The sequence below is a fragment of the Enterobacter sp. ENT03 genome (genome assembly GCF_019218745.1).
In the GTDB taxonomy this organism is placed as follows: domain Bacteria; phylum Pseudomonadota; class Gammaproteobacteria; order Enterobacterales; family Enterobacteriaceae; genus Enterobacter_D.
This window is the reverse complement of record NZ_JAHUXA010000004.1, coordinates 48,364-67,474: the sequence shown is the minus strand read 5'-3', so window position 1 is coordinate 67,474 and position 19,111 is coordinate 48,364. Positions and strand designations below refer to the sequence as shown.

Annotated in this window: 17 protein-coding genes and 1 pseudogene; 8 read left to right on the top strand and 10 right to left on the bottom strand. The window is 56.0% G+C overall.

Features of this window, described 5'->3' with window-relative positions; genetic code table 11:
* The first annotated feature begins 46 nt into the window (after positions 1 to 46).
* The 3 genes from pldB to KW828_RS08410 all read left to right on the top strand — a co-directional run bounded on the left by pldB (position 47) and on the right by KW828_RS08410 (position 2,852).
* The gene (gene pldB / locus KW828_RS08420; protein ID WP_218335966.1) at positions 47 to 1,072 is read left to right on the top strand and encodes a lysophospholipase L2; all 1,026 of its coding nucleotides are present in this window, start codon (positions 47 to 49) and stop codon (positions 1,070 to 1,072) included.
* A gap of 8 nt (positions 1,073 to 1,080) precedes the next feature.
* Positions 1,081 to 1,881, top strand: a complete 801-nt coding sequence (gene yigL / locus KW828_RS08415; RefSeq protein WP_218335965.1) for a sugar/pyridoxal phosphate phosphatase YigL — start codon at positions 1,081 to 1,083, stop codon at positions 1,879 to 1,881.
* A 71-nt stretch (positions 1,882 to 1,952) separates the two neighbouring features.
* Positions 1,953 to 2,852, top strand: a complete 900-nt coding sequence (locus KW828_RS08410) for a carboxylate/amino acid/amine transporter (protein WP_218335964.1) — start codon at positions 1,953 to 1,955, stop codon at positions 2,850 to 2,852.
* Here the strand turns inward: KW828_RS08410 and metR are convergent.
* Complete coding sequence (gene metR / locus KW828_RS08405; protein WP_218335963.1) at positions 2,740 to 3,693, bottom strand: HTH-type transcriptional regulator MetR; 954 nt, start codon at positions 3,691 to 3,693, stop codon at positions 2,740 to 2,742. The two genes, KW828_RS08410 and metR, sit on opposite strands and share 113 nt — an antisense overlap.
* Positions 3,694 to 3,811: 118 nt before the next feature.
* Here metR and metE point away from each other — a divergent pair, with 118 nt between their 5' ends.
* The gene (gene metE, locus KW828_RS08400; RefSeq protein WP_218335962.1) at positions 3,812 to 6,073 is read left to right on the top strand and encodes a 5-methyltetrahydropteroyltriglutamate--homocysteine S-methyltransferase; all 2,262 of its coding nucleotides are present in this window, start codon (positions 3,812 to 3,814) and stop codon (positions 6,071 to 6,073) included.
* 39 nt (positions 6,074 to 6,112) lie between these two features.
* Here metE and KW828_RS08395 read toward each other — a convergent pair whose 3' ends face one another.
* The 3 genes from KW828_RS08395 to KW828_RS08385 all read right to left on the bottom strand — a co-directional run bounded on the left by KW828_RS08395 (position 6,113) and on the right by KW828_RS08385 (position 9,697).
* Positions 6,113 to 7,435 (bottom strand): MFS transporter, encoded by a 1,323-nt coding sequence (locus KW828_RS08395; protein ID WP_088221104.1) that lies wholly within the window; start codon positions 7,433 to 7,435, stop codon positions 6,113 to 6,115.
* A gap of 273 nt (positions 7,436 to 7,708) precedes the next feature.
* Positions 7,709 to 8,743, bottom strand: a complete 1,035-nt coding sequence (yhjD, locus tag KW828_RS08390; protein ID WP_218335961.1) for an inner membrane protein YhjD — start codon at positions 8,741 to 8,743, stop codon at positions 7,709 to 7,711.
* Positions 8,744 to 8,794: 51 nt separating this feature from the next.
* The gene (locus KW828_RS08385) at positions 8,795 to 9,697 is read right to left on the bottom strand and encodes a LysR family transcriptional regulator (protein WP_218335960.1); all 903 of its coding nucleotides are present in this window, start codon (positions 9,695 to 9,697) and stop codon (positions 8,795 to 8,797) included.
* A gap of 119 nt (positions 9,698 to 9,816) precedes the next feature.
* Here KW828_RS08385 and KW828_RS08380 point away from each other — a divergent pair, with 119 nt between their 5' ends.
* Positions 9,817 to 10,575 carry an SDR family NAD(P)-dependent oxidoreductase gene (locus KW828_RS08380; RefSeq protein ID WP_218335959.1) on the top strand — a complete coding sequence of 253 codons (759 nt, stop codon included), beginning with the start codon at positions 9,817 to 9,819 and terminating at the stop codon, positions 10,573 to 10,575.
* Between the two features lie 34 nt (positions 10,576 to 10,609).
* Here the strand turns inward: KW828_RS08380 and KW828_RS08375 are convergent, their stop codons facing one another.
* Positions 10,610 to 11,008: a YdeI family stress tolerance OB fold protein gene (locus tag KW828_RS08375; RefSeq protein WP_129363813.1), complete on the bottom strand. Its 399-nt coding sequence runs from the start codon at positions 11,006 to 11,008 to the stop codon at positions 10,610 to 10,612.
* Positions 11,009 to 11,087: 79 nt separating this feature from the next.
* A complete protein-coding gene (locus KW828_RS08370; protein ID WP_218335958.1) occupies positions 11,088 to 11,615 on the bottom strand; it encodes a GNAT family N-acetyltransferase in 528 nt (175 codons plus the stop codon).
* Between the two features lie 142 nt (positions 11,616 to 11,757).
* Between KW828_RS08370 and KW828_RS08365 the strand changes: the two genes are divergently transcribed.
* Positions 11,758 to 13,356, top strand: coding sequence for an STY4199 family HEPN domain-containing protein (locus KW828_RS08365; RefSeq protein WP_218335957.1), 1,599 nt, complete (start codon positions 11,758 to 11,760; stop codon positions 13,354 to 13,356).
* Positions 13,357 to 13,403: 47 nt separating this feature from the next.
* Here the strand turns inward: KW828_RS08365 and KW828_RS08360 are convergent, their stop codons facing one another.
* From KW828_RS08360 to KW828_RS08345, 4 genes and pseudogenes are all read right to left on the bottom strand, one after another.
* Complete coding sequence (locus KW828_RS08360; RefSeq protein WP_218335956.1) at positions 13,404 to 15,053, bottom strand: alpha,alpha-trehalase; 1,650 nt, start codon at positions 15,051 to 15,053, stop codon at positions 13,404 to 13,406.
* Positions 15,054 to 15,302: 249 nt separating this feature from the next.
* The gene (locus tag KW828_RS08355; RefSeq protein WP_218335955.1) at positions 15,303 to 15,728 is read right to left on the bottom strand and encodes a CopD family protein; all 426 of its coding nucleotides are present in this window, start codon (positions 15,726 to 15,728) and stop codon (positions 15,303 to 15,305) included.
* Positions 15,729 to 15,856: 128 nt separating this feature from the next.
* Positions 15,857 to 16,678 carry an alpha/beta fold hydrolase gene (locus tag KW828_RS08350; RefSeq protein ID WP_218335954.1) on the bottom strand — a complete coding sequence of 274 codons (822 nt, stop codon included), beginning with the start codon at positions 16,676 to 16,678 and terminating at the stop codon, positions 15,857 to 15,859.
* A gap of 41 nt (positions 16,679 to 16,719) precedes the next feature.
* Positions 16,720 to 16,887 (bottom strand): annotated as a pseudogene (locus tag KW828_RS08345) (MFS transporter); the annotation flags it as partial.
* 128 nt (positions 16,888 to 17,015) lie between these two features.
* Between KW828_RS08345 and KW828_RS08340 the strand changes: the two are divergent.
* Positions 17,016 to 18,140 carry a mechanosensitive ion channel family protein gene (locus tag KW828_RS08340; RefSeq protein WP_218335953.1) on the top strand — a complete coding sequence of 375 codons (1,125 nt, stop codon included), beginning with the start codon at positions 17,016 to 17,018 and terminating at the stop codon, positions 18,138 to 18,140.
* A 203-nt stretch (positions 18,141 to 18,343) separates the two neighbouring features.
* Complete coding sequence (locus tag KW828_RS08335) at positions 18,344 to 19,099, top strand: Slam-dependent surface lipoprotein (protein WP_218335952.1); 756 nt, start codon at positions 18,344 to 18,346, stop codon at positions 19,097 to 19,099.
* Positions 19,100 to 19,111: the final 12 nt, after the last annotated feature.

Below are 19,111 nucleotides of genomic sequence, written 5' to 3'. Positions count from 1 at the left end.
CGGCCTGAAAAAACGATATTACACGGCAGTCGGGGGTTCAGACCCAATGTTTCGGCAGAAAATGGACTGGGAAACAAGAGAAAACGCGTTTGCGGCATTCGCTCACGGACCGCTGACCGATTTCTGGCGTCAGCGCGAGGAAGCCGAAATTATCGGCGTCGATAATATCCCGATACGCTTTGTGCGCTTTCGCGCCGCCAGCCACGATCGGGTCATTGTCGTCTGCCCCGGACGCATCGAAAGTTACGTGAAATACGCCGAACTGGCGTACGATCTGTTTCATCTCGGCTTTGATGTCCTGATCATTGATCACCGCGGGCAGGGGCGCTCCGGGCGTCTGCTTTCCGACAGCCATCGCGGGCACGTCGATAATTTTGATGATTACGTCGAGGATCTGGCCGCCTTCTGGGCGCAGGAAGTGACGCCGGGCCCGTGGCGCAAACGCTACATTCTGGCGCATTCGATGGGCGGCGCGATCTCCACACTGTTCCTGCAACGCATGCCGCAGGCGTGTGATGCCATCGCCCTGACGGCGCCGATGTTTGGCATTGTCATACGTCTGCCGGACTGGATGGTGCGGCATATTCTTGACTGGGCCGAAGGCAACCCGCGTATGCGCGACAGTTACGCCATCGGTACCGGGCGCTGGCAGCCGCTGCCCTTTAGCCTTAACGTGCTGACCCACAGTCGGGAGCGCTATCGTCGCAATCTGCGCTTCTATGCTGACGATCCACAGCTGCGCGTCGGCGGGCCGACCAATCACTGGGTGCGGGAAGGAATACGCGCGGGCGAAATGGTGCTGGCAGGGGCGGCGAACGACGCCACGCCGGTGCTGCTTATCCAGGCGGAAGAAGAGCGGGTCGTGGATAACCGCATGCATGACCGTTTTTGTGAAATTCGCGCCGCAGCGGGCCATCCTTGCGAGGGAGGCAAACCGCTGGTTATTCCAGGCGCTTACCATGAGATCCTTTTCGAAAAGGACGCTATGCGCTCAGTCGCGCTTAACGCCATTGTCGATTTTTTCGACAGGCATAACTCACCCGGCGGGTCTCCCGCTTTGTCCAGAGGTTGAATTTTCTTATGTATCAGGTTGTTGCGTCTGATTTAGATGGCACGCTGCTCTCTCCCGACCATACCCTTTCACCTTACGCGAAAGAAACGTTAAAACTGCTGACCGCGCGCGGTGTGAACTTTGTCTTCGCCACTGGCCGTCACCATGTCGATGTCGGCCAGATCCGCGATAATCTGGGCATCAAAGCCTATATGATCACCTCCAACGGTGCGCGAGTGCATGACACCGATGGCAATCTGGTCTTCACCCATAATCTGGATCGCGACATCGCCAGCGACCTGTTTGGCGTGGTGCATGCGAACCCGGATATTCTCACCAACGTTTATCGTGATGACGAATGGTTTATCAACCGTCACCGCCCGGATGAAATGCGCTTTTTCAAAGAGGCGATCTTCAGCTACTCGCTGTTTGAGCCGGGGCTGCTGGATGCGGATAACGTCAGTAAAATTTTCTTTAGCTGCGAAAGTCATGAAAAGCTGCTGCCGCTGGAGCAGGCGATCAACGCCCGCTGGGGCGATCGCGTTAACGTGAGTTTTTCCACGCTCACCTGTCTGGAAGTGATGGCGGGCGGCGTCTCGAAAGGCCATGCGCTGGAAGCGGTATCGAAAGCCATGGGCTATGGCTTACAGAATTGCATCGCCTTTGGCGACGGCATGAATGACGCGGAGATGCTCTCGATGGCGGGCAAAGGCTGCATTATGGCGAATGCGCACCAGCGTCTGAAAGATCTGCATCCGGAGCTGGAAGTGATCGGCACTAACGCCGATAACGCCGTCCCCAACTATCTGCGTAAACTGTTTCTCGACTGATTAAATAGTGGTCAGTTGTCAACCGTGAAGTCCGCTACAATGAGTGCTCACTAATCAAAGAGACATTCATTGTGGCGTTACTGATCATCACCACCGTTCTGTGGGCGTTTTCCTTCAGCCTGTTTGGCGAATACCTTGCCGGTCATGTTGACAGCTATTTCGCCGTGCTGGTGCGCGTCGGTCTGGCGGCGCTGGTCTTTTTACCGTTCCTGCGCACCCGCGGGCATGATGTGAAAACCATCGCGCTCTATATGCTGGTGGGTGCCATGCAACTCGGCATCATGTATATGCTGAGTTTCCATGCCTATCTCTACCTGACGGTTTCGGAACTGCTGTTGTTCACCGTCCTGACGCCGCTGTATATCACCCTGATTTATGACCTGATGAGCAAGCGCCGCCTGCGCTGGGGCTACGCCTTTAGCGCTCTGCTGGCGGTGATTGGTGCGGGAATTATCCGTTACGACCAGGTGACGGATCACTTCTGGACCGGCCTGCTGCTGGTGCAGTTGTCGAATATCAGTTTTGCGATTGGCATGGTGGGCTATAAGCGCCTGATGGAAACCCGCCCGATGCCGCAACATAACGCTTTTGCCTGGTTCTATATGGGCGCGTTTGTGGTGGCGGTCATCGCCTGGTTTATGATGGGCAACGCGCAGAAATTACCGGAAACCACGCTGCAATGGAGCATTCTGGTGTTTCTTGGCGTGGCGGCATCCGGCATCGGTTACTTCATGTGGAACTACGGTGCCACGCAGGTGGATGCGGGCACGCTGGGCATCATGAATAATATGCATGTGCCCGCGGGTCTGCTGGTCAATCTGGCGATCTGGCATCAGCAGCCGCACTGGCCCAGCTTTATCATTGGTGGGTCGGTGATAGTCGCTTCGCTGTGGGTGCATCGCCACTGGGTCGCTCCGCGCTCCGCACAAAAGGAAGATGATCGCAGGCGTGATCCCGCGCTCCGCGAATAAACGCCTCCGTCACCGGCTGACGCTGCTCGCCATCGCGCACGGCAGCGTACAGCCGGCTCCACAGCCCCTCGCCCAGGGTTTTGGTGACAATCAAATTCTGGCGTTCAACACTCTCAACCACCCAGTGCGGCAGGGCCGCGATACCCATTTTTGCCGCCACCATCTGGATCAGCAGCAGCGTGTTATCGACGCTTTTCAGCGCCGGGGTGATGCCAGCCGGTTGCAGGAAATGCCGCCAGATATCCAGACGACTGCGCTGCACCGGGTAAATCAGCAGCGTTTCGCAGGCCAGATCTTCCGGGGTAATACGCGCTTTTGCCGCCAGCGGATGATCCGGGGCCAGCACCAGCCGCACTTCATAATCAAACATCGGTGAATAGTGCAGACCGCTGCGCGGCAGAATGTCGGAGGTCAGCACCACGTCCAGTTCGCCTTGTTGCAGCGCAGGCTGCGGATCAAAGGTCACGCCGGATTTAAAGTCCATCTCCACCTGCGGCCATTTCGCGCGGAAAATCTCCAGCGCCGGCGCCAGCCACTGAATACAGCTATGACATTCGATGGCAATGCGCAGCGTCGTCTGCTGCGGCTCGTTGCAGTCCTGCAACGCCCGGCTGATTTGCGGCAGTACCTGATTCGCCAGCTGCAACAGGATCTCGCCCTGCGGCGTAAAGCGTAGCGGCTGACTTTTACGCACAAATAACCGAAAGCCAAGGCGCTGCTCCAGATCGCTGAACTGGTGGGAGAGGGCGGATTGCGTCTGATGCAGCGTCGCCGCCGCCGCCGCAAGGGATCCGCTGTTCCGTAACGCCTGTAGCGTTTTCAGATGTTTAATCTCGATCATGAAAGTCCTTCACTCCGGCATGAACAATTTGCGCTTGAGGAATATACAGTACCTACACATTATGGAAGTGTAAACATCTGGACGGCTAAAATCCTGAAAATTCCATAAGGGGTACAAAATGACAATTCGCAACCACACCCTCGGTTTCCCTCGCGTTGGCCTGCGCCGCGAACTGAAAAAAGCGCAAGAAAGCTACTGGGCGGGTAACACCAGCCGTGAAGAATTACTGGCGGTGGGACGCGAACTGCGCGCCCGCCACTGGGATCAGCAAAAACAGGCGGGCATTGACCTGCTGCCGGTGGGCGATTTCGCCTGGTACGACCATGTTCTGACCACCAGCCTGCTGCTCGGTAACGTGCCGGCTCGTCATCAGAACAACGATGGATCCGTCGACATCGACACCCTGTTCCGCATTGGTCGTGGCCGTGCGCCGACCGGCGAACCGGCAGCGGCCGCAGAAATGACCAAGTGGTTTAACACCAACTATCACTACATGGTGCCGGAGTTCACCAAAGGCCAGCAGTTCAAACTCACCTGGACGCAGCTGCTGGGAGAGGTCGACGAAGCCCTCGCCCTTGGACACAGCGTCAAGCCTGTGCTGTTAGGCCCGGTGACCTACCTGTGGCTCGGCAAAGTGAAAGGCGAGCCGTTTGACCGTCTGAGTCTGCTTGCGGACATTCTGCCGGTTTATCAGCAGGTGCTGGGTGAACTGGCGAAACGCGGCGTGGAGTGGGTGCAGATTGACGAACCGGCGCTGGTGCTGGAGCTGCCGCAGGCGTGGCTGGACGCGTTCAAACCGGCTTACGATGCGCTCACCGGGCAGGTCAAACTGCTGCTGACCACCTATTTTGAAGGCGTGACGCCAAACCTCGACACCATCACCGCGCTGCCGGTCCAGGGTCTGCATGTGGATCTGGTACACGGTAAGGATGACGTCAACGAACTGCACCGCCGTCTGCCGTCCGACTGGCTGCTCTCTGCCGGTGTGATCAATGGTCGTAACGTCTGGCGCGCCGATCTGACGGAGAAATATGCGCAGATTAAAGAGATCGTCGGTAAACGCGATCTGTGGGTGGCCTCGTCCTGCTCGCTGCTGCACAGCCCGATCGATCTCTCAGTGGAAACCCGCCTCGATGCGGAAGTTAAAAGTTGGTTCGCCTTTGCCCTGCAAAAATGCGAAGAACTGGCGCTGTTGCGCGATGCGCTAAACAGCGGCGAGACAGCAAAACTGACAGAATGGAGCGCCCCGATCCAGGCGCGTCGCAGTTCAACGCGGGTTCACAATGCCGCCGTGGAACAACGTCTGGCGGCCATCACCCCGCAGGACAGCCAGCGCCAGAGCGCTTATGCGGAACGCGCAAAAGCCCAGCGCGAGCGCTTTAACCTGCCGGCGTGGCCGACAACGACCATCGGCTCCTTCCCGCAGACCACCGAGATCCGCGGCCTGCGTCTGGATTTCAAACAGGGACGTTTAGACGCGGGCAACTATCGCACCGGCATCGCGGAACATATTAAACAGGCGATTGCCGAACAGGAACGCTTAGGGCTGGATGTGCTGGTACACGGGGAAGCCGAGCGTAACGACATGGTGGAATACTTCGGCGAGCACCTCGACGGCTTCGTGTTCACGCAGAATGGCTGGGTGCAGAGTTACGGCTCCCGCTGCGTAAAACCGCCGGTGGTCATTGGTGATGTCAGCCGCCCGGAAGCCATCACCGTCGAGTGGGCGAAATACGCCCAGTCACTGACCGACAAACCGGTAAAAGGCATGCTGACCGGCCCGGTGACCATTCTCTGCTGGTCCTTCCCGCGTGAAGACGTCAGCCGCGAAACCATCGCTAAACAGATCGCACTGGCGCTGCGTGATGAAGTGGCAGATCTGGAAGCGGCAGGCATCGGCATCATTCAGATTGACGAACCGGCCCTGCGCGAAGGCTTACCGCTGCGTCGCAGCGACTGGGATGACTATCTGGCGTGGGGCGTGGAAGCCTTCCGTATCAATGCCGCCGTGGTGCGCGACGACACCCAGATCCACACCCACATGTGTTATTGCGAATTTAACGACATCATGGATTCTATTGCCGCGCTGGACGCCGACGTGATCACCATCGAAACCTCGCGTTCTGACATGGAGCTGCTGGAGTCGTTTGAAGAGTTCGACTATCCGAACGAAATCGGGCCGGGCGTGTATGACATTCACTCGCCGAACGTGCCGAGCGTGGAATGGATCGAAGCGTTGCTGAAAAAAGCGGCGCAGCGTGTCCCGGCAGAGCGTTTATGGGTGAACCCGGACTGCGGCCTGAAAACCCGCGGCTGGCCGGAGACTCGTAGCGCGCTGGCCAACATGGTGAAAGCCGCGCAGAACCTGCGCACGGCGTGAGTATTTGCCCCTCGCCTGAACAGGAGAGGGGCAAATTTATTACAGCGACTGATCCTTCGTTTCGTGCGTGAGGATCAGCGCGATTAACGTCAGGCCGGCCATCGCGGCCAGATAGATGCCGACATAGAACAGGCCATAATTGGCGGTCAGCCAGGCGGCGATATAGGGGGCCACAGACGCACCCAGAATCGACGACACGTTATAGGAGAACGACGCTCCGGTATAACGCACCTCCGTCGGGAACAGCTCCGGCAGCAGCGCGCCCATCGGGCCAAACGTCAGGCCCATCAGGCTCAGACCCAGCAGCAGATACACCATCACCAGCGCCTGACTCCCTGAGCCCAGCAGCGGAGGGAAGGCAAACAGCGCAAAAATAATGATCATCGAGGTAATGACAATCATCGATTTACGGCGACCATACGCATCGGCCAGCAGACCGGCCACCGGTACCATCACGCCAAAACCAATGACCGCCAGCATCAGCATCCACAATACTTCGTTACGCGGCATGCCCAGACCCACCGGTGCAGGCGTGGTGCTGTAGGTCATCGAGTAGACCGTCATGATGTAAAACAGCGTGTAGGTCGCCAGCATAATAAAGGTGCCGAGAATGGTAACGCGCAGGTGTTTCGTCAGCAGCGTACCCAGCGGGATCTTCACCTGTTTTTTGGCGGCGGCGACTTTGGCAAACACCGGCGACTCATGCAGCGACACACGCACATACAGGCCGATGAGCACCAGTACGGCAGAGAAAATGAACGGTACGCGCCAGCCCCAGCTCATGAATTGTTCGTCGGTCAGCAGCCAGGAGAGCAGCAGGAAGGTGCCATTGGCAAAGAAGAAGCCAATCGGCGCGCCGAGCTGCGGGAAGGAGCCGTACAGCGCGCGTTTACGCGGCGGCGCATTTTCTGTCGCCAGCAACGCCGCGCCACCCCACTCACCGCCGAGGCCCAGACCCTGACCAAAACGCGCCAGCGCCAGCAGCAGCGGTGCGAAAATACCGATGGTTTCATAGCCCGGCAGCAGGCCGATCAGCACCGTCGAGATCCCCATCGTCAGCAGCGACGCCACCAGCGTGGTTTTACGTCCTACGCGATCGCCGAAGTGACCAAACACCGCCGAGCCGATCGGGCGGGCGATAAAGGCGATGGCGAAAGTTGCCAGCGACTGTAGCGTGGCCGCTGTCGGATCGCCCTGCGGGAAGAAAATGTGGGGAAAGACGATGACCGCCGCGGTGGCATAAATATAAAAGTCGAAAAACTCAATGGCGGTGCCAATCAGGGAGGCAACAACGACCTTATTGCGTGAGTTTACCGGCGGGCTTTCCTGTTCATTGTCGAGGGTTGTGGCTGTAGCTTGCATAGATATTTCTTATTTTATGGCGAACGGACGGCCATATTACGCACAGCAAAAGCGACATTTCAATCTGTTACAAAACAGCGAGGCGGTGATTAATTGCGCAAAAAGTGAATAATTTTCATGCCTGAGATTTGGCATCCATGAAATGCTTCACACTTTTTGAATATCGGAATATAAAACTGGTTTTCGGTTAAATAAAAGTTACGGACTGGTTTTTAATGCTGAAATGATGAATCGGGCTGAAATTTTGCGTTTTTATTCAGCCCGATGATAGGTTTAGCGCTGTTTTTTGCCCGGCATTCGCGGGTCGTCTTTGTATTCTGCGGTGGCGATCCACGCGGCGCAGAACAGCGTCAGACGGGCGAAGAAGTAGAAGAACGCCATGATGCCGAGCACCGAGCCGAAGGCCGCGCCAGAGGGCGACTGCACCATTGATGGCAGAGTGTAGGTCATGATGATTTTAATCACTTCAAAGCCAATGGCGGCAATCAGCGTCCCGCGCATCAGCGCCCGCTTACGCGGTCGGTGGCGCGGCAGTCGCCAGAAGATCCAGAAGAACAGCAGATAGTTGGCGCAGATGGAGATCGTCAGGCCAATCAGTCGCCACACCGGTTTCAGCCACTCAATCGAATCCAGATACAGCGCCGAAATGATCATCTCCTGGGCCGCGCCGGCAATGGACGTGATAGAAAGCGTGATGATCAGCGCCACCAGCAGACCAATCAGCGAGATAAAATCGCGCAGGTATTTCACCCAGAACTTTTCATCATCCGTCGCGTTACGCTCCCAGACATCGCGCGACTGGGCGCGGATCGCCTCGCGCAGATTACCCATCCAGTTAATACCAGAGTAAAGCGCCACCCCCAGCCCCACCAGGCCTACCGTGGTGCGCTGTTGCACCGCAATGTTGATGGTATTTTTCAGCGTGGAGGCCAGCGTCGGATCGCTGACGTTGGTGAGGATCTTGTTAAAAATATCTTCCAGTAGCGTCGGGTGCGACACCAGCACAAAGCCCGCTGCCGCGAAAGACACCATCAGGATGGGGATCATCGACAAGAACGAGAAGTAAGTGATGGCCGCACCAAACTGATTGCCCATGCGGTCGTTAAAGCGTTCGGTGGCGCGGATCAGGTGCGCCACCATCGGGCGGCGCTGGATTTTCTCCGCGGTTTCCTTCACCGTTTCGATGGCCCCGCCGCTCTCCTCTTTTTTTTCAGACTCCGGTTGCGGTTTATCTGTCGTATCCATTTTTTTTACCGGCTCGTAGTCCAGGTCCTGAGTCGGTCGTTTCTCGCTATTTTCCGCTGTCATCAGAGCTGTGTTCCTTCGTTGTTAGCGTGATGTAACAGAAATTATAGACGGTCATTGGTCAACGTAAGCCTTCATCACGTCAGTCAGCCATTCCATGAACAGATGCACCCGGCGCGACAGGTTGCGGCGGTGGGGGTAGATCAGCGATACCGGCATCGGCTGCGCGCGATATTGCGGCAGGATTTCCACCAGTTTGCGGCTGCGCAGCGCCTCCCGCACGCCGATGCGCGGTGCCTGAATAATGCCCAGTCCCGCCAGGCAAGCAGCATGATAGGTTTCGGTGCTGTTGACCGTCAGAATGCCGCCGGTTTTGATCCACTGCGTGGCATTATCACGATATAACTCAAAGCCCTGCGGTCGCGTGCCGAGGTTAACGGCATAGTGCACCACCGCATGGCCGCTCAGATCGTCCAGCGTTTCCGGGTAGCCAAAGCGCGCAAGATAATCGGGGCTGGCGCAGTTGATCACCGACAGTTTGCCAAGCGGCCGGGCGATCAGCCCCGAGTCTTTCAGCGTGCCGACGCGCACCACGCAGTCAAAGCCTTCGCGGATCACATCCACCAGCCGGTCGCTGCTGCTCAGCTCAATTTCAATACCGGGATACTGCTGTACGAACGCGGGCAGACGAGGGATGACCACGTTTTTTGCCACCGCGACGGGCATATCCACGCGCAACCGCCCACTGAGGGTCGAGGGATCGTGCAAAAATAAACCATCGAGTTCATCGAGGTTAATCAGTAAATCCTTAGCCCGTTCGTAATAGACCATGCCGTCCTGGGTGAGCTGTACGCGGCGAGTCGTGCGATGCAGCAACTGCGTGCCCAGATGGTTCTCCAGCGCCTGTATCTGGCGCGATACGCTGCCTTTTGGCAGCCCCAGCGACTCCGCCGCACGGGTAAAACTTTCCAGCTCGGCCACCCGCGTGAACAGTTGCATTGCGTAAACTTTATCCATCACCGCGCCCTATTGTTGTTGTAAGTGAAACAGTGAAGAGTAACGGGCCATCTTTATTGATTTTCTACCACCTAATAAGCTGCTTCTCAATCACCACACACCCGGAAATGAGGTTTCTTATGACACAACCTATCGCAATAGTGACCGGCGGCAGCCGTGGCCTCGGTAAAAACGCCGCGCTGAAGCTGGCGGCAAAGGGCACGGATCTGATCCTGACGTACAACAGCAACGCCCAGGATGCGGCGGCTGTGGTTGAGGAAATTGAGCGTCTCGGTGCGAAAGCCGTGGCCTTGCAACTGGATGTGAGCGATGCCAGCACCTTCGCAGGCTTCGTGGACGAGGTGCAGCAACAGTTAAAACGTGTCTGGCAGCGTGACCGCTTTGATTATTTATTAAACAACGCCGGCGTGGGGCTGTACGCCGCTTATACCGACACCAGCGAAGCGCAGTTTGATGAGGTGATGAATATTCATCTCAAGGGGCCATTCTTCCTGACGCAGCGTCTGTTGCCGCTGATGAAAGACGGTGGGCGCATCCTTAACGTCTCCTCCGGGCTGGCACGCTTTGCCTTGCCCGGCTCCAGTGCCTACGCCGCCATGAAAGGCGCGATGGAAGTGCTGACCCGCTATCAGGCGAAAGAGTTGGGGGCACGCGGCATTACGGCGAACATTATCGCGCCGGGGGCCATTGAAACGGACTTTGGTGGGGGACGGGTGCGTGATGACGCGCAGATGAACCAGTTTGTCGCCTCGCAAACCGCGCTGGGCCGGGTCGGACTGCCGGATGATATTGGCGACGCCATCGCCGCGCTGTTAAGCGATGAGCTGGCCTGGATGACGGCGCAACGCATCGAAGTATCGGGCGGGATGTTTTTGTAAGCGTCAAAAAAACGGGGGCCTCGCCCCCGTTTGGTTATTCTTTTTGCAGTCGCGAGACTTTTACCCGCAGGGGTTTTTGTTTCTTGTCCAGCGAACCGGTAATACTGATCAGCTGATCGGGGCTGACCTCACGATCTTTAAAGACCGCCATAGGAATATAAGCGTCGATTTCGCCGGTTTTGTCGCGGAAGGTATAAATATCATTGCCTTTTTTGGCGATCAGGTTGCCGCGAAACGTCACCGAGGCATCGTCGTGCATCTCTTTCGCATGATCGATGGTCATTGAGCGGGCATCTTCTGCGCCGCGGTAACCGTCATCCAGCTGGTGCGCTGGTTTTGGTGCTTCATCGGTATTCAGACCAGGCTTATCGTCGGCGAGCGCCGGAAGGGCAAATAGCGCCGCGACCGTGGCGGCTACAATCATTTTTCTCATGCTGACTCCTTAAGTTTTGCCTCGCTATCCTGTTAAGCCTGGCATAAGCATGCGCACTGTGAAGGGCGAATCGTCTGGATCAGCGGTATTCGTGGCGCAGCAAACCAAACAGCCAGTCGTTTTGCCACTGTCCGTTCAGCCAGAATGCCTCACGCAGTTCCCCTTCCAGCACGAACCCCGTTTTTTCCAGCAGCCGCTTTGATGGCGTATTGCCGGCGGTGACCGTGGCGATCAGCCGACGAATACCGCCCTGCTGAAACGCGTAATCACATACGGCGCGCAGCGATTCACCAGCAAAACCTTTGCCCTGCGCCTGCGGTATAAACAGAAAGCCCACTTCGGCGCAGTCTGCTTCGCGGTGCACGTATCCGGTGACGCCCAGCGGCTGCCCGCTGGCGCGATCAAACACCATCAGACAGAGCCAGTGCGCACTGCCCGGCGACCATGGCGGCAGACGGGAATCGAACGCATCGTGGATCTCCTCCTGCGGACGTGGATCAGAGACAAAACGCAGGATGTCGGCATTTTCATACAGCGCGAGGAAAAACGGCCAGTCGGTTGACTGGATCTGGCGGCACCAGAGGCGTTCCGTCGTCAGTTCAATCATATTTCGCTTCCAGATCTGTGCAGCCGTCACTGATATTCCCGTCGAATTGGGCTATCGTATAAGTGGCTGGAAAAAAAGAAAAAAATAATAAAAAACGCCCTCGAAATAAACGTCGTCTGGTTGCACTTAAAGGAAAATAAAGATGCGTAATTCAACGTCTGGCATTCGCGAACAGTTTGAACACTGTATCGGCATCATCCGTCAGGCCTCCACCGAAATTTTGTCATTGCTTGATATTGATGTGACCGAGGGTAAAGATCTGCGCTGGTTCCTGGAACAGCTGGATGCCGCCCGTGCGAATCTGGGGGGCTGGGCGGCGGTTGCCCATCGGTTACGGCTCACCGATGCCGAACTGTCGCAATTCACGCTGCTGCTGCGCCATCTGCAACAGCGGGTGCCGCAGTATGAAAGCGGTCAGGAGGTCAGTGAAAACCAGCTGATCACCGCCATGCGCTTAATGACGTCGCTTGAGCTGCTGCGGGAAAAACAGCCCCAGCTCACTTACAGCACGCAAATCAGCGTGCAGGACGAGACGCAACAGCAGCAGCAGGCGCTGGCGCAGCTGCGGGCGATTGAGCTGATGATCAAAGCGCTGGTGTACGAAGCCTGGCCGGACAGTCTCCTGCTCAGCAACCATTTAAAAACGCAGTTTGGCGTTGATCGTGTGCGGCGCTGGCTGAAGCTGGGCGAGCGCAACGACGTGCTGAGCGGCATGTTGTTCAGCGAGCTGGCCCTGATGCTGGTGGATAAAAAAGAGTTCACCCAGCACTACTCCGCGCTGTTTAACGATCCACAAACCCTGATGCTGTTTGCTGAGCCGCGCAAAACCTTGCAGGTGTTTCTTGATGATATTCGGCAGATCCGTAATACCCTGATCGCGCAGGATTTACTCTCTCCGGCGCAGCTGCGTTTACTGGACAGCTATTACCCGCAGATCACCACTTCCGTCCAGAACGCTTTTAAGCAGGGCCGCACCCGCATCAGCCCGGACCTTTTACTCGCGGCAGACGCGGGCGAACTGCAATCCTTCTGGGAGCGGGCGCGTAAAAAAGCGCGTGCCACCGGCGGCGATATTTTCGAGGTGCGCGACAGCATTGAGCGACCGGGCCACCGTGCACCGCGCACCCTGGAGCAGCGTGAGCAACTGGTATCGGGCGTGCTGTGGGGCGCGGTAGGAGTGATGGTCCTGGGGATCATGGGCGGCGGACTGTGGCTGTTCAGCGGTGGCGGCACGCCGCAAAGTGCGCAGGCCGCACAACCTGTGGTGCAGCAGGAACAGAGCGAGCCGTCGCGCGAAAAACCATCCTCGCGGGAGACGCTGGCCCGCATGGGCGTTACCTGGGACGAAAACAATCTGCGCGCGGCGATTAATCGTAACGATACCCGCGTGGTGCAGCTGTTTTTACAGGGGGGGATGGACTGGAAGCTGTCGTGGACGGAAGAAGCGATGGCAGCGGATCATGATGATGTGTTAGAGCTGCTGCTGCGCTATCGGCTGCAAATGGTGGAACTGAAACCCTGCCGCCGCTTTATCAGCACCCTGAGCCATGCGATGGCCACCGGTGAAAAACTCACCTCAACACGCAAAGCCTTTTTGCAGGCCTTTTGTACGGTGCCAGCGGTCGTGAAGCGTCAGCAATATGAAATGGAGCAGGCGCGGCGCAGGGATCAGGCAGAGCCAAGCGCCCACACCAAAAAATGGCTGGCGATCCAGACAGCGATTTATGAGGTCATTGATTAAATCATGCAGACCCGGCAGCGGGCGCTGCCGGGTGACTGACGGATAAATCAGGGATCGCCGTACAGCCCGATCAGACGACGCACCACGCCGTTCGTCCAGCCGAAGCCGTCCTGTAACGGATACTCACCGCCGCCCCCTTCGCGCGGCGTACCGCCTGCGATGTGGTACTTCTCGATCAGTTTATGGTGACGTTGATAGAACGTGTTGACCGTTTTCAGCCAGCTACGGGCGATCTCGTCGCCCAGCTCATCATTCCCGTAAAGCTTGAAGCCCTGGATCGCCATCCATTGCAGGGGCGCCCAGCCGTTCGGTTTATCCCACTGCTCGCCGGTTTCGTATTCGGTTGCCATTACGCCACCCGGCGTGAGCAGGCGCTCACGCACCGCCATGGCCAGCTGCTCAGCCTGTTCATGGGTCGCCATACCGACATACAGCGGCACAATACTGGCGGCGGAGAACAGCGCCATTTCACCACGACGCCAGTCGTAATCGCGGTAACAGCCTTTTTCTTCATCCCACAGATAGCGGTTGATCGCCGCCCGGCGATCGCTCGCCCGCTGACGGAAAATCGCCTCGCCTTCCCGGTCGCCTTTTACGCCAGAAATATTGGCGATGGTGCTTTCCAGTTTGAACAGGAAGGCGTTCAAATCGATAGGGATAAACTGCGTGGTACGGATACTGGCGAGACGGGTCGCGTCACGCAGCCAGCGGGAAGAGTAATCCCAGCCGGAGGCCGCACCCGCGCGCAGATCGCGATACACTTCGCTGGCAGGACGCCCGGAATGGCGGGCGGTTTCCACGTCTTCCAGCCAGGATTCGTCGCGCGGAGTATCACGGTCATCCCAGTAGCGGTTCAGCACTGAGCCGTCCGGCATACGTACCGCAGAGCGATACGCCTGGTTTGGCACCAGCGATTCCGCGCCGTCCATCCAGAAGCTGTACTCCATCAGCAGATGTTCCAGATAGCGCCGCGCACCGCGCACGCCATCTTCCTCAAACAGTTCAACCATCAGCGCAAACACCGGCGGCTGGGAACGGCTGAGGTAATAAGTCCGGTTACCGTTCGGGATATGACCGTAACGTTCGATCATCCACGCAAAGTTATCCGCCATACATTTCAGCAGATCGTTACGTCCACTTTCGGCAAGGCCGAGCATGGTGAAATAGGAGTCCCAGTAGTAGGTTTCGCTAAAGCGTCCGCCCGGCACGATATAGGCCTGCGGCAGCGCCAGCAGCGACGACCACGGAATGTGATCCTGCGGCTCGCGGGTCAGCACCGGCCATAGCTGGTCGATGTGCTCTTTAAGGGAATTTTGCGGATCGGAAACGTACTCGCTGCCGTACTGTTCCGGCAGCCAGAAATGCGCCATGACGAACTTTTGCAAATCAAAGTCAGGGCGGCGTTTGATTCGGCGATAACGGATCAGAATATCTAAGGGATCCATTTTCGGCGCGCAGTCAGGAAAGGTTTTGCTGTCGGCAAACAGTCGGGTGGACTGTACGTGTTCAAACAGTTCCAGATAGCGATCGGCAGGAGTAAGGGCATCGGAGGCGGGGTAGCCTTCGATCATCTCCGGTTCCGGCTCGGCCTCAAGCATTTCCGCAAGCTTGAGTTCGTACGGATCGGTTTCAAAACTGGTTTTTGCTTCGATCACGAATTCAACGGATTCATCTGGTTTTAGTTTCTGGTTGAACATAGTGATGCAGACCTCCGGATGGCGTCGTAAAAAGATACGGGTGTTGCCCGGCTACTTATAAGCGTAGACAGTCTTTTTACCCGTTGAGTTGCATACTGTGCGGTAGATCACACTTCCTCACGCCTCGTTTTACGCGTGAAAAATAATAAACCGCTGTTTAAATTACTTATTTCTCGCATGCACGAACAACGACTGCCCCGATAATTCAGAGCAATCGCTATGCCATATAATGTGAATATTTTCCGCCAATCAGCCGAGAATATGTCCCATTTTAACAAACAGAACAATCAGTACCGTCGCCAGCACGACAATCCAGGGCGTATAACGAATAAACGGGCGCAAAGGCGTGTTTTGCCCTTCTGCCAGGCGGCGCAGCGTGGCGGAAAGCATGCCATGCACGCCGGACAGCACCACCAGCACGACGATTTTCAGGATCAGCCACAGAGGCAGGCCGCCGCCGTGACTGATAATCATCGCCAGCCCGCAGGCCCAGAGGATCAGCATTGCAGGCGACGTTACGCTGCGACTCCAGCGGCGCACCTGTCCGATAAGCGGGGCATAATTGCTGCTATTTCCCACCCCGCAGGCCACGACCACCACCGCCATCATCAATAAACCGCCGAGCCAGACCATCCCTGTAATCAGATGAATGACGTTCAACCACTGGTGAGCCATGTTTAATCCTTAGAAAATATGCTGCACATGCGAATAAGCGTACTCTCTAAACAGAGTAAAGTTGAGTATGTTCTTATAAAAAAACCGGCACGATGGCCGGTCTTTTGGGGCAGGACATAAAATGTCCGTTACAGCGACTGCAAAAACGCCAGCAGATCGGCATTCAGTTCGTCGGTATGGGTGACGGCAAAACCGTGCGGCGCGTTGTCATACACCTTCAGTTTTGCACCCGCGATCATTTCCGCCGCCACTTTACCGGTGCTTTCAAACGGCACCACCTGGTCATTGCTGCCGTGGATCACCAGCGTCGGCACGTCGATTTTCGCCATATCCGGGCGGAAGTCGGTTTCCGCGAAGGCGGTCACGCAGTCAATGGTGCCTTTCAGCGAGGCCAGCAGCGCAATATTCAGCGTCTGGGTCAGCACGCCGTCAGAGACGGTCTGCCCGGCGTTGATGCCGTAGAACGGCGTGGCGAAATCGCTGATGAACTGCGCGCGATCTTTACGCAGCCCCTGGCGGATGCCTTCGAAGACGGACATATCGACGCCCGCCGGGTAATCCGCGGTTTTACCGAAGATCGGCGTGACCGCGCCCAGCAGTACCAGACCCGCCACGCGCGACGTGCCGTAGTTGTTGATGTAGCGCGTCACATCGCCGCCGCCCATGGAGAAGCCCACCAGCGTGACCTGTTGCAGATCCAGATGGGTGATCAGGTCGTTAATATCGGATGCAAACGTGTCGTAGTTGTAACCGTTCCACGGTTGATCGGAGCGGCCAAAGCCACGGCGGTCAAACGCGATAACCCGGTAGCCGTTCTCGGCCAGGAAATTGAGCTGGCTGTCCCACATATCGCCATCCAGCGGCCAGCCGTGGCTGAACAGTACCGGCTTACCTGCGCCCCAGTCTTTAAAATAGATCTGCGTACCATCCTGCGTCTTAAATGTGCTCATGCTTTACCTCGTTGATGACTATGTAATTAACAGGTCGAGCCTTATTCTGGCGCGATGAGATAACGAACTTCCGGGAGATCCGGCCCCTGATGGAAGCCTAGCACCCGATTCTGAATTTTCTTGTCGTTCATGGTGTAGCGTTCACGCTGACGCAAATGTTCCATCCACGAGCCAACCACAAAGGTTTCCACGAAAATACCCGGCGTGAGCCGCGATTTAAATGCTGATAGCTGACAATTAATACGACAATTAATAAAATGGTAACACCTTAATATTACAGCCTCGCAGACGGGCAGGGGGTCTATACTTACACCGCTAAGTCATTACTGGAGGTAAAATGGAATATCTGTCCCGATTAAATATTGTCAATATTATGTTGTCCACCACGTTCTGGATAAATTTGACAATAGTCTTTGCAGTGACGTTGATTACTTATTACTTAATCAGGCGATTAATTTCATTTGCTTATCAAGCTATAGATAACTGGAATAACAAACACGCCAATGGCGGGAATCTGCGGTTTATTCTTTTTGATATGCTTAAAAAGACCAACCGGCTATTAATTCTGTTTGCCTCATTCCTGTTTAGCCTGCGGTTTACCGGCCTGCCGGATCGCTTATTTTCCACGATTTCGCATGCCTGGTTTTTGGTGCTCGCCATCCAGGTAGCCATCTGGTTCGATCAGGGCGTGCAGTCGTGGATGCACCGTTTATTACATGCGCCGGGATCAAATCGTAACCCGGTCACCATGGTGATCCTCGGCATGATTTTACGCGTGCTGGTGTGGTCAATGATGTTACTGTCGATCCTCGGCAATGCGGGCGTGGATATTACCGCGCTGGTCGCCAGTCTGGGCGTCGGCGGTATTGCCATTGCGCTGGCGGTGCAGACGGTACTCAGCGATGTTTTTGCGTCCCTTTCCATCGGTTTCGACAAACCCTTCGAGATTGGCGACTTTATCGTTTTCAACGACGTTGCCGGTAATATTGAACATATCGGTCTGAAAACTACCCGTATCCGCAGTCTGAGCGGGGAGCAGATCGTCTGCGCTAACGCTATCCTGTTACAGCAGACCATCCATAACTACAAACGTATGCAGACCCGCCGCATTGTGTTCACTTTTGGCGTCGCCAGTACAACACCGCCGGAGAAGCTGCGTATTATCGGTAAAATGGTCCAGGAGATTATTGAGGAAGTGGGTGAAACCAAATTCGACCGTGCGCATTTCCTTGCTTTCACCCAGGATCGCCTGAATTTTGAAGTGGTGCATATCGTTAATACCGCCGATTACAACAAATATATGGATATTCAGCAGGAGATTAATATCCGTATTCTCGAAGGGTTAATCAAAAATGATATTGAACTGGCGCTACCGAGTATGGTGGTCAGAACGCCGGATGGCGGAAAAGACACAACCATGAACATGAATATGCAGATGGCCGTACCGCAGCAGGAAAATTAATAAACCCACCAATGTTGGTAGGCCTGAATAAATTTACAGGCTTACCAACGTCATATTTAAGCTAAATTATTCTAAGATAATTCTTATAATGGTGATAAGTGAAGATTCTTTAAGTTGCCGGGCAGCGTTTTGCGGTAAATTCCCGTGTAAAAATAATGTTTAGAAATAATACAACTTATTTCACAATAAAGGATGTTCATCTTATGACCATGTTAAAGCCTGCCTTGTTACTTTCGGTGTGTATTCTGACCGCCTGTGGTGGCGGCGGCGGTGGTGGTGGTGGCGGCAATCCGGCACCCCCGACAACAACAACGCCGCCGACGCAAACGGATAACGGCTCGACTGACAATAACGCCGGTACAACGCCGAAACCGCCTGCCAGCGCACCGGCAAGCCAGGCGACTGGCGGTAGCATTTCAGGTTTTACCTACACCACGCCGCAGGGCCGTCAATACACCATGCGTGGTACCGGTATTAATGCGATGTATGTGTTTACCGAGTCCCTGCAAAGTACGGATGGCAGCCGCCATTCCGCGACCTCCTGGTGCTGTGGCCGCATGAGCTACACCACGTTTGGTACCTGGACCGACTTCAAGACCGGCAAGCATGACGTGTTCTATACCGGCGAGCCGACGCTGGCCGTTAATGTTCCGACCCAGGGTTCAGCGACCTATGTCGGTCATGGTTTACGTGAAGACGTGCGCAGCGATGCCACCTTTAATATCGACTTCGGTGCGAAAACCATCAACGGCAACATTGCCGCAGGTGAAAAATTCGGCAGCGCCGTGGCGATGCAGGGCAAGATTGCTGACGGCGGCTTTACCGGCAAGGCGCAGTCAGGCGGTCAGAACGGCACCTTCACAGGACATTTCAACGGTCCTGTCGCACAGGAACTGGGCGGTATTGCCAGCTTCGCTGACACCACCAAAAACGCTGCGTTTGGCGCAACGCGTCAGTAAATCGTCTTCCGG

What these genes read in the sequence shown, in the direction of transcription:
- KW828_RS08355 (WP_218335955.1), bottom strand. Translation starts at nt 15,728, where the DNA reads ATGGCTCACCAGTGGTTGAACGTCATTCATCTGATTACAGGGATGGTC.
- pldB (WP_218335966.1), top strand. Translation starts at nt 47, where the DNA reads ATGTTTCGGCAGAAAATGGACTGGGAAACAAGAGAAAACGCGTTTGCG.
- KW828_RS08335 (WP_218335952.1), top strand. Translation starts at nt 18,344, where the DNA reads ATGACCATGTTAAAGCCTGCCTTGTTACTTTCGGTGTGTATTCTGACC.
- KW828_RS08385 (WP_218335960.1), bottom strand. Translation starts at nt 9,697, where the DNA reads ATGGATAAAGTTTACGCAATGCAACTGTTCACGCGGGTGGCCGAGCTG.
- KW828_RS08370 (WP_218335958.1), bottom strand. Translation starts at nt 11,615, where the DNA reads ATGATTGAACTGACGACGGAACGCCTCTGGTGCCGCCAGATCCAGTCA.
- KW828_RS08340 (WP_218335953.1), top strand. Translation starts at nt 17,016, where the DNA reads ATGGAATATCTGTCCCGATTAAATATTGTCAATATTATGTTGTCCACC.
- metR (WP_218335963.1), bottom strand. Translation starts at nt 3,693, where the DNA reads ATGATCGAGATTAAACATCTGAAAACGCTACAGGCGTTACGGAACAGC.
- KW828_RS08380 (WP_218335959.1), top strand. Translation starts at nt 9,817, where the DNA reads ATGACACAACCTATCGCAATAGTGACCGGCGGCAGCCGTGGCCTCGGT.
- KW828_RS08350 (WP_218335954.1), bottom strand. Translation starts at nt 16,678, where the DNA reads ATGAGCACATTTAAGACGCAGGATGGTACGCAGATCTATTTTAAAGAC.
- KW828_RS08395 (WP_088221104.1), bottom strand. Translation starts at nt 7,435, where the DNA reads ATGCAAGCTACAGCCACAACCCTCGACAATGAACAGGAAAGCCCGCCG.
- KW828_RS08375 (WP_129363813.1), bottom strand. Translation starts at nt 11,008, where the DNA reads ATGAGAAAAATGATTGTAGCCGCCACGGTCGCGGCGCTATTTGCCCTT.
- KW828_RS08360 (WP_218335956.1), bottom strand. Translation starts at nt 15,053, where the DNA reads ATGTTCAACCAGAAACTAAAACCAGATGAATCCGTTGAATTCGTGATC.
- yigL (WP_218335965.1), top strand. Translation starts at nt 1,081, where the DNA reads ATGTATCAGGTTGTTGCGTCTGATTTAGATGGCACGCTGCTCTCTCCC.
- KW828_RS08365 (WP_218335957.1), top strand. Translation starts at nt 11,758, where the DNA reads ATGCGTAATTCAACGTCTGGCATTCGCGAACAGTTTGAACACTGTATC.
- metE (WP_218335962.1), top strand. Translation starts at nt 3,812, where the DNA reads ATGACAATTCGCAACCACACCCTCGGTTTCCCTCGCGTTGGCCTGCGC.
- yhjD (WP_218335961.1), bottom strand. Translation starts at nt 8,743, where the DNA reads ATGACAGCGGAAAATAGCGAGAAACGACCGACTCAGGACCTGGACTAC.